The following is a 13,260-nucleotide window of genomic DNA, read 5'->3' as shown; positions in this document are numbered from 1 at the left end:
AACTATCACCCAATTGTCACAATCACTTACATATACCGAATCCCCCTCTTTAAGCGTTTTCCCTTACACTTTATAACCGCCAACAATGCAACTGGATGCACTTATTGGAAATGACTTCTCTGGCAATGTGCAACTAGACTCATCTCGTCGAGGAAAATCATGAACAAACACCCTATTATGAGTGAGCTCTTCATCAAGAGCTTTACTGTCTTTATCATTCTTGCACTTGCTGCTCTCGTCATTCACGTTGACGTGCGCTTACTTGGTAGTCATGCTGGTGAAAGCTCTTTCATTGAATACGCTCAAGAAACAATTTTACTGGTTGTGGCCTTGCTTTACTTTAGTCTTTGCCGCACTGACTCATACCGTAGCTTTGCGGTGCTGCTGGGTGGTTTCTTTACTTGTCTACTGATCCGTGAATTAGATGGGGTGTTTGACCAGATAGTCCATGGTTTTTGGAAGTATCCAGCTTGGGCGGTAGCGATTAGTTGTATTTACTACAGTTTTTTCCGACACAGAGAAAGCACACTCGAAGCATTTCAAGCCTACTTGCGCCACCCGAGTTTTGGCTTGATGCTCGCAGCCATGGGCACTCTCATGATGTTTTCTCGACTCTTTGGTATGGGTGACCTTTGGCAGGTCATTCTGAATCACGGCTATCACCGTGCAGCAAAAAACATTGCAAAAGAAGGGACAGAGCTCCTCGCCTACACTCTCACTCTGTGTGCGGCAGCTTGGCATGTGATAGCCATTCGCAAACCAAACTCAATCTACTCGTAAGTCGCTCAGAAAACACACCAAAAGATAAGTCCATTCTTAGTTGCTTCTGCTAATTTAAGATTAAGCAACAAAAAACGCGGTTACCCGCCCTCAAGCCTTGATTGGTATGTTTTCCGAAATAAAAATGCGACTAGACACCCTAAGGCTACTGCGGCCTTAGGGTGCACATCGAAATCTGTCGATTAACAGCTCACTTTCAATTAGTTAATTGCACCTCATATCTAAGGTGAGACACTATCATCCGCCACTCAATTGCCATTGAGACACTTGTTCATACTCGCTTGGCAATCGGCTATGTCGATAAGTTTCCCTAAATTAGGCCAACTCGAGTGGCTAAATGTGTTTAGGTTTGTACACTCAACAAGACCAATAAAAAGAAGGGAAGTTTGATGACTTCCCTTCTCTTGAATAAACAAACGCTAACTGATGAAATCCGATTCGTTAGTTAGGGTTGCGCATTTGGAATGTAGCGACCTTAAATTGTCTCGGTGTTGTTGAGTGCGTCAGCATATGCCACTCCCCATTTAAGACAAAAAGATAACGCATGTAATCGCCTTTCGCTCCCCAGTACTTTGTGCCATACAGGGCATCATCGTAGCTCAAAGTTTTCAGCGCCTTGTCAAAAATAGCAATACCATCTTGGTACACAAATACAGCCTCATCTTCAACATAAGGGTTATCCATCGCGAGGAATGAAGTATCTAACACCGTATTGTTTGCCGTGTTTTGATTAACATAAGCATGACTAAAGAACTGACTGTCCGCCGGCTTATCCTGTGCATGCAGTATCAACTCGCCTTCTGTAAGGTGATCGACATTCAGGTACTCTTTTCCGTAAACGTCTTTTGTGTAATCGCTGTTAGCCAAAATGCTCTCACCAATATGAGCCACAACCGGTTGATAGCTTGAACGCTCAAGACTTAATGTCTCTTCAGGAGTATAAGCAAACGGTGCTTGTGTCGCATCTTCCCAAACAAGCCTTTGCAGTGCTGGGGATGAGCCTGTGCCCACCTTACCGTAACAATGCACCGCAAACCTCTCCAAATCTTGCGTTAAGCTCACACCTAAATGATAACCTGCTGTTCTATTGGTCTCACAATACTCACTGACATCTTGAGGGTATTGAAGTGGCACAGTTGTCTCTACCGCGAAATCAGAAAGGTTAAAGAACATGAAAGAGATAGGTGTATCCAGTGGCGAGCGCTCTTGCTGGACAATCATTAGATGATTCGGGTGCGTCAATTGCTGTGCGATCCGCTCAGCACGAAGTGTCATCGGCGCTTCAAGCCAAGTTTGTGTCTCAGGAAAATACCGGTGGAAAGTCAGTTCCATGGTTTTTTTAGTCACAACAATCAAGTTTCCTGATTCATCAAAAGCAACGGCACCCTGAACATGCATCGATGGGATTGTGGATAAATGTTCATAATCATCAAACTTAACTCGATGCGTTTCCTCTAGATTTGATAGGTCGACAATATGAGTTTCATAAGTGTTGATTGCGGTTTTGATTGTAATTAATGCCAGACCATTACCACCGCCATTAATCATGTGGTTACTGCTGTCTACAAAACCATAATCCAATATTGTCACCGGCTCAGAAAAACTCTGCCCATCAAACCAAGATAACAACACACCACTATTATTGTTTGCGGAACTGCCAGAGTTCCAAACAAAATAGACACGATCATTTTGTGTAAACATTTGCTTGAGATACAGGCCTTCTGGATCAGGAACAATGACCTGGTTCCACTGGTATATATCTGGGTTATCTGTCACTTGAAGATCGATAACGGCCGAAGCAATATTGCTATCCTCAACAAGCTCAAACTCTATTCCTAATTCGCCTAATCGCTTTTGGAGACTCTCGTTAATACTTCCGAGCGTAAATTGGGTTTCTCCGCTGCGTAAAGCCCGCGTATTGCTCTCACCTAGCTCAAGCAGAGTGTAGCCTTGCGCATCTGTCGCTTTATCATCAAAGGCAAACTCAGCGTCATTATACGTTTCAAGTTTTTCATTTGATAACGCCACGACTACGGTGTTTGAAAGAATGTCATCCTCGGTGATCTGTAGTGTGTTGCCACTTGATATATTTGGCAGAATGCTTATCGCCTCGGCAGGGAGTACCGTCACTGTCTCTGTCGCAGATTGCTCATCAAAACTGAGTGTGATCTCGACCTCACCTTCTGCATGTGACTGCAACATATTATGAGTAAAACTCGCAATGTCCTCATTAGAGCTCAACCATGTTGCCTCTTGCGTAATGTTGTCTGAGGACTCATCGCTGTAGTGCGCCCAGGCTTCTAAAGCCATGGAATAGCCATCAATAAGCTCTGGTGTATGATTTCGGATCTCTAGCTCAACAAGCTCAGGTAGCACCTCCATCACTTCAATAAAGGTCGACTCAGAGAGTCCATCAAACGTGGCACTGATCTCAACACTCCCTGCGCCAATACCTGTGACCATACCAGCGTCAACCGATGCAAACTCACCATTGCTTGTTGACCAAGAAGCAACTTCAGTCACCTCTTTTTCACTCTTGTCACTATAGAAGGCCGTTAACGTCAATGATTGAGACTCCCCAACAAACATCGAAGGCTCAAACCCTGACAGCTCTATACTTTCTAGCGTAATCTCTTCATCAGGCGCAGAAATAGAAAAACTCGCGCTATCAAATTTACCTTGATAGGACAAATCCAATTGGGCAGCGTCTGTCACTGCCAGCGCGGTCAGAACACTACCGTTGACTTTTGCCGCATCCATAGGTGTCACGCTCCACTGAGCTGAATCAGTGATGTCTTCAGTATTACCGCTACTCCAAACGGCTTTTGCCGTGAGAGAAAACGTACTACCAACCAACATATCGTCTGGCTTTGAGGAAATAGAAACCGAGATGAGCTCATCGGCTGGTGGGGGTGGGTTGTCACCACTACTTGAATTACACCCGGTCAGAACGACCACAGGCAGAGCTACGCTCCAATGCCAAGCTTTCACATCTTACTCCTTGATTGCAGTGAAATTATGTGCATTAAAGCTTTTTTGGAAACAAAATCACACAACACTGAAATACTTAGTAACATATTTAACAAATTAAACATTGATGTCGCTAAGGCTCACTTGAATGATAATCACTCACTCATTGTAGGCTGATAACTTATTTGCGATTTTTATTTTATTCATCAGCTACCACATCAAAAGGATATTGAAATGCAAAAGCTGCACGCCGTTGGCTTATTCAGTTTATTTCTCATCACAGGTTGCAAGGACTCGATTCGCATTATTGATTGATGATCTGTATGAATGTACGACGGCGAAAGTCGATGGCCAAATCTACAATGTCGAAGCCTTTGCAGTGCTTGGCACAATCGGGTATGTAAAAAATAGCCTCGTACCCCACTCTGACTGCACACCAGCCATCATCGAAAACCAAGCCGGAACCACCCACTATCGCTACTATCAATACGGCCAACCCGCCAACAGTAAAGAGGGCGTCAGCTCATTGAGTTTTTGGCGCTCTACCAGTGGCCAGCCGATGCTTAACGCCACTCGCCTTGAAAATAATGGGGTGATCACACGTGAAGATGGGACATTAAATCGCATTCAGTTGATGGAGTGGCAGGAGTGGTTTGGTGATGTCCTCGCTCAAAATGCATTTAATGGCTCGCTTGAGCATAGCGTGCTGATTGAAGTGGGTGAAAACAGTAAAGAGCGCCGCTGGGATGACAACGCACAGCAGTGGCAATGCATCTACCGCAACAACGGCTCTCTTATTGAAATTTCCGATGCCTGTATAGGAGAGCCGTTCAGCGACGAGCAGCACCTTGGCCTATCCATTCCATCAGAGCCTTACCTTGAGCAACTCGAGAAAACCAAACGTCGTTATCAAACGGACGAAGACAAACTTATCCGTGATCTCAATGACTATTTTGGAGACTGGTATTAACTTGAGTCCATTACTGCTCAGCTGATAAAGCCATTGATTCTGTACAACGACTGATAGAGTGCATAGCGTTACTGAATAAAACTTCTCTTAAACCTTTCATGGTTATCAACATTAGATTGCAGATCGTCTTGATCCCAGATCTGCAATTCCCATGGAAAGTAAAAATTACTTCGATTCTTGAAGTAGACGTGCAAGCCTTTGTAACCCTCTTTACTTCGAAGGTACCAGTTTTTCAAGTAATGACACTGATTACCCGCATTTCAAATTGTACGTTGAAAGGCGTTATCGTCCCGCCTTTAACGCTGAGCCAACAACGCCATCATATTACGCTTCGCCTTAAACTCGATTTGCAACTGCGCTATCAACGCAAGATAGCGCTCTCGATGTGCCGGTTTGATACTGTATTGCTCGATGTCATCCAATAACGTGTTGGCTTCATGATAGGCCCGGTTATTGGTTTGCCTAATGCGCTGTGCAATCACCTGATAGTAGTGCTTAAACGCCCATGTCGTATCCTCATCGAGTACACGATGGCATAAGCGCATCAATAGCTCGTCAGAAAGCGGTGAAGCCTCTGCTTGAGCCATTGCTTTGTCATGCACCCGATGATGAAGGTAATACTCAATCAGACTTTCATTGGCGCCGAGCCGACGCCAAGGATCTTGAGTGCTCTCAAAAGTCACTTGAAGCTGCGTTTCACACCACGCCTCAATCGTTTCATCGGGCGCTAATGTCGCTTGATAATCTATCAATACACGGTACGCCTCAAATGTTGCATGATGTGCAAACCACGCCTGCGCACTTTCCCACGCTAACATCGGCTCATCGAGCGCGATTTGAACATCGATTTTTGTGCGCAAGCAAGCGTTCGCCTCAAAAGGTGTTGTGGCCAATCGCTTGGCTCGAAGCCAGTGATCTTCTGCGACAAACTCATCATGATGCTTGAGGTGTAAGCGGCAAACTTCAAGCCAGTCCTTACTCGATGTCGCGCTTTGCTGCAGCCACTTCGACTCTTGTTGCCAATGACCCTCTGCACGTGCTTTCTCTAGTAAAGGTTTCGCCAAATACCACCTTGCTGTCGAGTTATCTTCCTCCATCAGCGCTTGTTCACAGCGAAAATAAAAGGCTTGTAAAGCCTCACTCGAACCCGGCGTCGTTTCAATATCGGTTGGGATATTCAGTATCGAATGCTCTTGGGTATAACGATGAAACAGCCACTGACCTTTCTTGTCCCCACTCCAATCAAGGTTCGGGAACACTTCAAGTTGCCAGACTTTTAACTGTTGCTCGAGTTCAAAACGATAACCGTAGGAGTCATCTATCTTGTCAAACAGGCTCACAAAGCGATCCTCTGCGTAGCTGAGCAGTCGCCATTGCGCCTCTGCACCAAGGTTAGTCATTCCTTCCCAAACCAACGTTAATTTCACCAAGGCTTTGTCAAAATACCGCTCGACTTGCTCTGGATACCAAATTGCGCGTTTAGGCAAAGCGGCGGTGATGCGCTTTTTGAGCTCTTTTTCTGGGAGCGCCTGACGGGACATAAGCATCTTTTGATGCCAAAAATCATAAGTCTCACTGTCGGATTCAATCAGTGATAGTGCAATATCGGCCAGCTCTTCTACCGGCTTTTCACGCAGCCATTGATAAAGGGAGAGCTCGGGTTGTGCTCGAGGTTCCGTCTCGACGCGATACTCGCCAACGCCTGAGTGAGGTTGTGCTTGCTCTCCCCACACCATCAAGGCGGTGGCAACCGCATGCTTGCACACCGATTGATATTCGGCAGCAGGGCAATTGCACGCCGCATAAAAACCGTTTTCTTGACTGACCACAACAGAATAGGGACGCGTCCCAAGCACTTTGGCGACCGCTTTGTCATGGGTTTGTGTTTCAATTTGTACCTTGCCGTTTTTAGCGAGCGATTTTCCTCGGCTAATCGTTTGAGGCTCTGCGAGCGCTTGAAGCATTTCCATGATAGACATTGTTAACAAACCTTATATTTCACGATAGTCCGTCTCTGCTGTTTCAGATGCACCGCGCCCTACTGTTGGCTAGCGCCCTTTAACTCAATGCTATCCATACTATCGTTAATCCATTTTTGTGCAAAAATGGTTTATGCTTTTAGAAATAGAGAGACTCGGCTTCGCCAACCCACAAACCGATAAAGGAGTCTATTTTGATACAACGCTATATCAACTGGATAGACAAACACATTGTCGCTATCGCTTACATTGGTGTTCCTATCGTTGTGATCGTCACGATTGCACTGAACATCTGGCTATTTTAACTTGGCCACACGCGAGAAACATCGACCTTGTGAGGATTCACAAGCTCATTGTTCTGCGCTTCGAGAGCAAACCGACATTCACTCCCGGGCTTGTTCATGCGTATGTTAACCATCATATATCACCGCTCTTTAAATGCCGGATTTAGAAGGGTAGCTGATACTGGGACCAGTCCAACTTTGAGCCCAAATGGTTTAAACACTTTGTCGAGAATATCCGTTTTGAACAATTTGCTACTGGCTGAAAACGGCTCTGTTGTATTTCTGTGTTGTTGACGCTGTCACACAATATCTTACGATCACTATAGCGTAGTGACTACAGTATAGTGGCTATAGTATAGTGGCTATAGTATAGTGGGTCTAACATGGTCACAGACAGGTTTGCGATATGAAAATTTATACTAACTATTTTTCGCTTTCAGTTGCCAAGGGCGACAGTTTTTTCAACCGAGAAGATGAGATCGAAGAAATCAAGTTATCCATCATGTCCTCCGATAGCATTTGGATGTCCAATTGGCGACGGTTCGGTAAAACTTCCGCACTGACCGAGGCTTGCCGACAGTTGACGCTTGAAAAAGATGTCTATGGGTTCAATGACGTCATTTTTCTCAATATTGATTTAAGCTCATGTGCAACAAAAGACATGGCGTACAAACTGATACTGAAAAATATCGCAACTGCGGGTGAGAAGTGCTTAAACAATAAACAAAAGGCGTTGAAGCTTTTTACAGACTCATTGAATGGTATTAGTCGGTTCGTGAAGCTGTTTGGCTTAACCGTCGGTGACTCCCAACTTAATGTAGAGCTTCGAGATCGGGTAGACGCTGACAGTGTTAGTATCGGTGAGGCGTTGCGGGTACTTGACAATGTTGCAGTCGAGCAAAATATCAAAATCATTATGATGTTAGACGAATACCAACAAGTAAACGAGATTGTTGGTAAGGATGAGAGAAAATCTGGCAACCCTATTTCATGGGATATTCGCTCTGGCCTACAACACTGTGAGAACATATCCATCGCTTTTTGTGGTAGTCATAAGCGAATGATGGAAAAACTTATAGAGAAAGAAGAGGCGCTTTACAAAATGTGCTCAAAGGTTGAACTCCCACGGTTTTCATTTGATAAATGCAAGTCTAGAGTCCATCAAGTCGCCAATGAGTGCAGGTTCACTGTTGAAGCAGGTGTTGCTGAGGCTATCTATAACTACACAAACGGTCATCCGCGTGATTTCACCTTGCACTGCAGGGAAGTGTTCAAGCAAGCAAGCAAAAATAACACCGTAATAACGATTAGTATTGTTGATGATGCGTGGCAACGCGTAGTTGTGCGTGACGGTTTAAGCGATGCAAAAATACTAATTGCCAGCAAAATGAGCGCAAAGAAGAAAGCAGAAGTTGCATTGCTTTACTATGTAGCGAACCACGCGGTATCTGTGCTAGAGAATAATCCTAGTGTACAGCTTGAACTGTCGTATAGCGCAACGGCTTTGCGTGTAGCAAAGAATCTATTGATTGAAGAAGGGTGGATTTATGTTGACCATGATGGAAATTATGAGATTACTGAGCCGTTAATCAAAGATGGTCTGATTATGATATCGGCAGATCTGCTCTAATCTTGAGTTGGAACCCCTAACAACACAGAAATACGCAATGGGGCAAGGCTCTTCACTAGGAGCAAAGCTAGTTGATCTATAACCACTTGAAATTGCTTAAACCCAGGCGATGCGTCTACTTTTACTAAACCAAAACGTTTGTGAGCTTTCCTGATTCATTCTGTGTTAGATTTTGGGTGTTTTGAGATCATTTAAAGAAGCCTCCTCTATCATCACTACCTTAAACACAGTAAAGTAACGACAGTGATTAACACTGTAGCTAGGCTAACAACAATGAACTCAAACCCAGATCGTTGGAAACAACGTTTACAGAATTTAAGCAAAGCACAGCAAAGACTAAAAAAGGCCTGCGCGCAAGATAGTTATAATGAACTAGAACTCGCTGGCCTAGTGCAAACGTTTGAGTTTTCCTTCGAACTAACTTGGAAAACACTCAAAGATCTGCTCGAATTTGAAGGTTTTGATGTAGCCTCTCCACGCAGTGTCATCCGCACGGCCCTTGAGGCGAGACACCTATCATCACAACAATGCGAGACGTTGTTGGAGGCACTAATCAAACGTAACCTTTTGTCACACACTTACGATGAAGAAAATGTTCTCGCGGCTCAGAAGCTCATCTTGGGCTCATTTGCCCCGGTGATTGAACAAGTGACAGAGTATTTAAAAGCCAAGCAAGGTTAGGCGAATGACGTACATGCACAACTTCGACTCCTCCGCAGCGGCCATGGGCCTACAGCCACACCAATATCAGTTGATTGAAGCCATTGTTCTTCGACATCCGCTCGTAGAACAGGTGTGGGTATTTGGCTCAAGAGCAATAGGAACTTTCAAAGACAGCTCCGATATCGATCTTGCCCTTGACGGTGCAAATCTTTCTATGAGTACCATCGCACAAATTCAGGACCAATTTGAACAGTCATCACTCCCTTATAAGGTCGATGTCGTGAACAAACGCACTATCACATCACAAGAGCTGCTCGCACACATTAATCAACATGGGATCCAACTAAAGTAACCTGCAGCCCTCTACCCGACCGAAGATACTCCACTCATTACACAGAGTAAGAGGCTGTCGTAAACCTTGCCGGTCTGGGGGCTAAAGTGCCATCTAAGCTCAAAAAAGCGGCTTGAACAAAAACCGCCCTAGAAGTAAGGACAAAAGCACAAGCATAGGACGCTATTTTGTGGCAAACAGTCACAATTAAGGACACATCTGAGCCTAGGACAGGCTCTAGGACAACGGACTTGTTCATGCGTATGTCAACCATCATGTATCACTGCTCTTTAAGTGCAGAATTTAGGAGACTAGCTGATACCGGGACCAGTCCAACTTTTAGCCCAAATGGTTTAAACACTTTGTCGAGAATATCCGTTTTAAACGCTCCTCGATCATTCTCTATCTCAGAGATTGTCTTTCTTGAGACTCCAACCATCTTTGCAAAAGCGTCTTGTTTGATGCCTAGCACTTCCATTCTCAGTTCTTTAAGAGCTTGACCTTGCGTTAAGTCTCTAATGAGCAAAGCATGAATCACCTTGTTTATCCGACTTTGCCTTTCCAATACAGAAACCGCCTTCGCATTTTTAGAAGCTCGTTTCTGCACGCCCTTAGTCTGAGTGCTAGAGGTTTGATCTGAAGAGCTCTGTACTGAGCTAACGGTATTTTTTAAGCGAGCTTGATTTGAACGTAGTCGTGCAATGGTGTCGTGCACAGACTCTGATGAGGAATTCAAAGCTTGTCCATCTTGGCGTTTTGAGTCATGACTACTCATAGCAATCCCCACTTTTCTATTTTTGATTCAATGAAATCCATACCGATGCTTGGCATTGCTAAAATTTGTTCAGGTACACCTCGTTTTTGAAGCCTATCTTTCAAAGTTAAACAGTTTTTTGCCAACACTTTTAGCTCATGCATCAGCACTTCTTTTAGCACTAAGTCTGATAATGTGTCGGCAATGCCTTCAAAGTCATACTCTCCACCTACCTCAAGTGGTGATTTCCATTTGGTGGCTCTAGGTATCCCCTCTGGATCGGCTTTCATTGGAGCAAAATCATAGACAGGAGCGAGCTTAATAAACCCATCTCCTTTAACGAAAGAAGTATTTCTTCCGTGATTATCGCTGTTACCAAATAGGATGTTCACGAGATCTCTTTTTACCCACTCTATAACAAAGTTTTGAATATCAAACTGATACCCTTGTTCCGTGACCATATGACTATTCATTATTTTATCAATGAGTGCTCTAATGGTTTTTTCATGCTCAAGAATACTAGCCGGTCCCTTACTTAAAATAGAGTAGACCGATTCCATAGCGAAACGCTGCATGACTCCTTGTTGATCGAAATAGACATCAAATCTCGGCAGCCAAAGAGAAGGGTAGTTTTCTCCTTCTTCTAACCTCATGCACTCTAGGGGAATAGTTTCTATCCCCAAGGTCGTTAGCTCATGGTAGAAATGATATTCAGCTCGTAGAATATTACAGTCCGTCTTTCCTCTTGAGCCTCTGGGGTATTTGACTAGATAGTGTGTATCTTGGTTTTTATTGTCGTCTTGATAGCTATCAATCCAAATTCTATTTTCTGAAGAACAGCGCAACAATAGCTTAGGAGCTTCTCCTCCAGCACCCGTTGCGCCACCTGCCACTGCTCCTCTTTCCTGCGCATAGTCTAGAAAATCACTACCACGATTGATAACGTCATTTGTCGAGAAGAATAGTGAGTCAGACTTTTCTGAGCGATTAGGAAGTGAATCTTTAATCCTTAAGTTACCAACTGGAGAGATTGTTCCATACTTCAAGAGGATAAAGTCTTGCTGGTCAATAGGTAGATCTTCAATATCAAGCTGTTTGACCCAGTATCGCCGACTGGCCCCACTCGGCATTATGTCATCGAGAAACCTCAACCAACCTGGACGTCCTTTGTCATCAAAGAAGAAACTGACAGGGTGATTTAGTGATACGGCATGCCGATCATCTCTATCTATCGACTCAATAGCATAGTCAGGCAGGTAGTGAATTTCAGTTGTAAAGAAGTTACCTTCCTCACTTTTCGGGAATGTAACCTGAGCTATGTCAGACCATTGATCTGATAAATAAGCTTGTATCGTGAGTGATTCCATTAATACCCCCCTAATTTATGAGAGCTACTTTACTCATAAATTCATCTTATCCAAATTTAAGTAACTTAGTCTACTCATTATCTGAAACTTTAGGTTTTATTGACACCTTAAGTTATCAATAAATGTAGAGTAATATGAGCCGTTCATGACGCTCAACGAGATGCGCCAAGCATAAGCGTTCACCAGTAAGTACTTGAACTGGTGAGTTATAGATTGAATACATTTGGGTAAGGTGCCGAAGGGTAACGGTCCGTACTATTTCCGTTAGTACCGATAAGGCTCTCAAGTCGCATGAAGCCTGGTTCTAGAATGTAGATAGTTAAGAACATAGGTGTTCTGTATTTTCTCTTTTACAAAACCTACGATCTGACTTGAACATTCTTATACGCCCCTTTAGACTATGTACATAAATACGTACATGAACACTTTGGAGTAAAAATGGACGCAATTAGCTACACAGCCGCCAGAGCAAACCTTGCTACTACTATGCAAAAAGTATGTAATGATCATGCTCCAGTAATCATTACACGCAAAAGCGAAGCACCTGTCGTCATGATTTCTCTTGAGGATTATGAAGCGATGCAAGAAACCACCTACCTATTGCGTGCTCCGATGAATGCTCGTCGATTACTTGAATCTATGGCAGAACTGGAGTCTGGCAATGGGCAAGAAAGAGAGCTCCTTGAATGAAACTCACTTTCTCAACCAATGCTTGGGAAGATTACCTATACTGGCAAAAAACCGATAAGAAGCTCCTCAAAAGGGTCAATACGCTAATAAAAGATATACAGCGTGAACCCTACAATGGCCTAGGAAAACCAGAACCACTCAAACACGGCTTATCTGGGTATTGGTCACGCCGCATCAATGATGAGCATCGCATCGTCTACCGTTATCAAGACAATACCATTCTTATCGCTCAATTGCGGTTTCATTACGGCGTATAGCCTTGCTACAAACATCAAATTCGAACATCAACCAGGTCGCGAGGGTGCTGGCGCTCCCCCTGCCCATTACATTCCACTACTGGTCAATACCGCACTGAACTATCAGCGAACCGATGTGTTACTGACGTGGGCACACCACGAGGCAATAGGTATAACGCTCAGCGTCTATGTGGCCGATTTCCTAGCGTCAGAGTTGGTACTATAAGGCAATCAAGCGTTTACAAAGCGCAGGTATGAATGAAAAGCAAGCCGAAGAAATGGTAAACCTTTTCGGTGAAATGTATGGCAATGAAGCTGCAACTAAAAGTGATCTTGAAGTGCTTCACAAGGACTTAAAAGCTGACTTAAGCGAAATCAAAACAGACTTATCATGGATTAAAAAATTCATGTTCGGTGTTGGCGTGGCGGTACTTATCGCAGCCCTTAAATACATCTTCTTAGGATAACCATAGTCGCCCTACGAGGCTGCTTTTACACCCACTGATGATAATAAGTTCTGACGCTATTGATTGGGCGTGTGCTGAGAAAAGCGCTCATGAACATTTAGATATACCCGTTCAACTTGAAGATGCAGGCTTGAGAACT

The 13,260-nt window shown here is 44.1% G+C and carries 12 protein-coding genes; 8 read left to right on the top strand and 4 right to left on the bottom strand.

What is annotated here, in order from left to right:
• Nucleotides 1–159 precede the first annotated feature (159 nt).
• Complete coding sequence (locus tag QWZ05_RS13975) at nucleotides 160–780, top strand: hypothetical protein (RefSeq protein ID WP_290298980.1); 621 nt, start codon at nucleotides 160–162, stop codon at nucleotides 778–780.
• A 441-nt stretch (nucleotides 781–1,221) separates the two neighbouring features.
• Here QWZ05_RS13975 and QWZ05_RS13970 read toward each other — a convergent pair whose 3' ends face one another.
• Complete coding sequence (locus tag QWZ05_RS13970; RefSeq protein ID WP_290298979.1) at nucleotides 1,222–3,771, bottom strand: Ig-like domain-containing protein; 2,550 nt, start codon at nucleotides 3,769–3,771, stop codon at nucleotides 1,222–1,224.
• A gap of 286 nt (nucleotides 3,772–4,057) precedes the next feature.
• Here QWZ05_RS13970 and QWZ05_RS13965 point away from each other — a divergent pair, with 286 nt between their 5' ends.
• Nucleotides 4,058–4,720, top strand: a complete 663-nt coding sequence (locus QWZ05_RS13965; RefSeq protein WP_290298978.1) for a hypothetical protein — start codon at nucleotides 4,058–4,060, stop codon at nucleotides 4,718–4,720.
• A 296-nt stretch (nucleotides 4,721–5,016) separates the two neighbouring features.
• Here QWZ05_RS13965 and QWZ05_RS13960 read toward each other — a convergent pair whose 3' ends face one another.
• Nucleotides 5,017–6,699: an SWIM zinc finger family protein gene (locus QWZ05_RS13960; RefSeq protein WP_290298976.1), complete on the bottom strand. Its 1,683-nt coding sequence runs from the start codon at nucleotides 6,697–6,699 to the stop codon at nucleotides 5,017–5,019.
• Between the two features lie 690 nt (nucleotides 6,700–7,389).
• Here QWZ05_RS13960 and QWZ05_RS13955 point away from each other — a divergent pair.
• From QWZ05_RS13955 to QWZ05_RS13945, 3 genes are all read left to right on the top strand, one after another.
• Nucleotides 7,390–8,613 (top strand): ATP-binding protein, encoded by a 1,224-nt coding sequence (locus QWZ05_RS13955; protein WP_290298974.1) that lies wholly within the window; start codon nucleotides 7,390–7,392, stop codon nucleotides 8,611–8,613.
• Between the two features lie 273 nt (nucleotides 8,614–8,886).
• The gene (locus tag QWZ05_RS13950) at nucleotides 8,887–9,294 is read left to right on the top strand and encodes an HI0074 family nucleotidyltransferase substrate-binding subunit (protein ID WP_290298972.1); all 408 of its coding nucleotides are present in this window, start codon (nucleotides 8,887–8,889) and stop codon (nucleotides 9,292–9,294) included.
• A gap of 4 nt (nucleotides 9,295–9,298) precedes the next feature.
• On the top strand, nucleotides 9,299–9,628 hold the full coding sequence (locus QWZ05_RS13945; protein WP_290298971.1) for a nucleotidyltransferase family protein: 330 nt from the start codon (nucleotides 9,299–9,301) through the stop codon (nucleotides 9,626–9,628).
• Between the two features lie 259 nt (nucleotides 9,629–9,887).
• Here QWZ05_RS13945 and QWZ05_RS13940 read toward each other — a convergent pair whose 3' ends face one another.
• Nucleotides 9,888–10,382 carry a helix-turn-helix transcriptional regulator gene (locus QWZ05_RS13940; RefSeq protein WP_290298969.1) on the bottom strand — a complete coding sequence of 165 codons (495 nt, stop codon included), beginning with the start codon at nucleotides 10,380–10,382 and terminating at the stop codon, nucleotides 9,888–9,890.
• On the bottom strand, nucleotides 10,379–11,728 hold the full coding sequence (locus QWZ05_RS13935; RefSeq protein ID WP_290298968.1) for a type II toxin-antitoxin system HipA family toxin: 1,350 nt from the start codon (nucleotides 11,726–11,728) through the stop codon (nucleotides 10,379–10,381). Before QWZ05_RS13935 ends, QWZ05_RS13940 begins: the two co-directional genes overlap by 4 nt.
• A gap of 438 nt (nucleotides 11,729–12,166) precedes the next feature.
• Here QWZ05_RS13935 and QWZ05_RS13930 point away from each other — a divergent pair, with 438 nt between their 5' ends.
• The 3 genes from QWZ05_RS13930 (at nucleotide 12,167) to QWZ05_RS13920 (ending at nucleotide 13,121) form a co-directional block, all read left to right on the top strand.
• Nucleotides 12,167–12,418 carry a type II toxin-antitoxin system Phd/YefM family antitoxin gene (locus QWZ05_RS13930; RefSeq protein ID WP_290298967.1) on the top strand — a complete coding sequence of 84 codons (252 nt, stop codon included), beginning with the start codon at nucleotides 12,167–12,169 and terminating at the stop codon, nucleotides 12,416–12,418.
• Nucleotides 12,415–12,675 carry a Txe/YoeB family addiction module toxin gene (locus QWZ05_RS13925; RefSeq protein ID WP_290298965.1) on the top strand — a complete coding sequence of 87 codons (261 nt, stop codon included), beginning with the start codon at nucleotides 12,415–12,417 and terminating at the stop codon, nucleotides 12,673–12,675. Before QWZ05_RS13930 ends, QWZ05_RS13925 begins: the two co-directional genes overlap by 4 nt.
• A 233-nt stretch (nucleotides 12,676–12,908) precedes the next feature.
• Nucleotides 12,909–13,121 carry a hypothetical protein gene (locus QWZ05_RS13920; RefSeq protein ID WP_290298963.1) on the top strand — a complete coding sequence of 71 codons (213 nt, stop codon included), beginning with the start codon at nucleotides 12,909–12,911 and terminating at the stop codon, nucleotides 13,119–13,121.
• Nucleotides 13,122–13,260: the final 139 nt, after the last annotated feature.

Source organism: Vibrio agarivorans (assembly GCF_030409635.1).
In the GTDB taxonomy this organism is placed as follows: Bacteria; Pseudomonadota; Gammaproteobacteria; order Enterobacterales; family Vibrionaceae; genus Vibrio; species Vibrio agarivorans.
The sequence above is the reverse complement of the archived record's forward strand: the minus strand, read 5'-3'. Positions and strand labels throughout refer to the sequence as shown.

Coding starts and splice junctions, on each gene's coding strand:
- QWZ05_RS13975 (WP_290298980.1), top strand. CDS start 160: ATGAACAAACACCCTATTATGAGTGAGCTCTTCATCAAGAGCTTTACT.
- QWZ05_RS13960 (WP_290298976.1), bottom strand. CDS start 6,699: ATGTCTATCATGGAAATGCTTCAAGCGCTCGCAGAGCCTCAAACGATT.
- QWZ05_RS13955 (WP_290298974.1), top strand. CDS start 7,390: ATGAAAATTTATACTAACTATTTTTCGCTTTCAGTTGCCAAGGGCGAC.
- QWZ05_RS13950 (WP_290298972.1), top strand. CDS start 8,887: ATGAACTCAAACCCAGATCGTTGGAAACAACGTTTACAGAATTTAAGC.
- QWZ05_RS13945 (WP_290298971.1), top strand. CDS start 9,299: ATGACGTACATGCACAACTTCGACTCCTCCGCAGCGGCCATGGGCCTA.
- QWZ05_RS13940 (WP_290298969.1), bottom strand. CDS start 10,382: ATGAGTAGTCATGACTCAAAACGCCAAGATGGACAAGCTTTGAATTCC.
- QWZ05_RS13935 (WP_290298968.1), bottom strand. CDS start 11,728: ATGGAATCACTCACGATACAAGCTTATTTATCAGATCAATGGTCTGAC.
- QWZ05_RS13930 (WP_290298967.1), top strand. CDS start 12,167: ATGGACGCAATTAGCTACACAGCCGCCAGAGCAAACCTTGCTACTACT.
- QWZ05_RS13925 (WP_290298965.1), top strand. CDS start 12,415: ATGAAACTCACTTTCTCAACCAATGCTTGGGAAGATTACCTATACTGG.
- QWZ05_RS13920 (WP_290298963.1), top strand. CDS start 12,909: ATGAATGAAAAGCAAGCCGAAGAAATGGTAAACCTTTTCGGTGAAATG.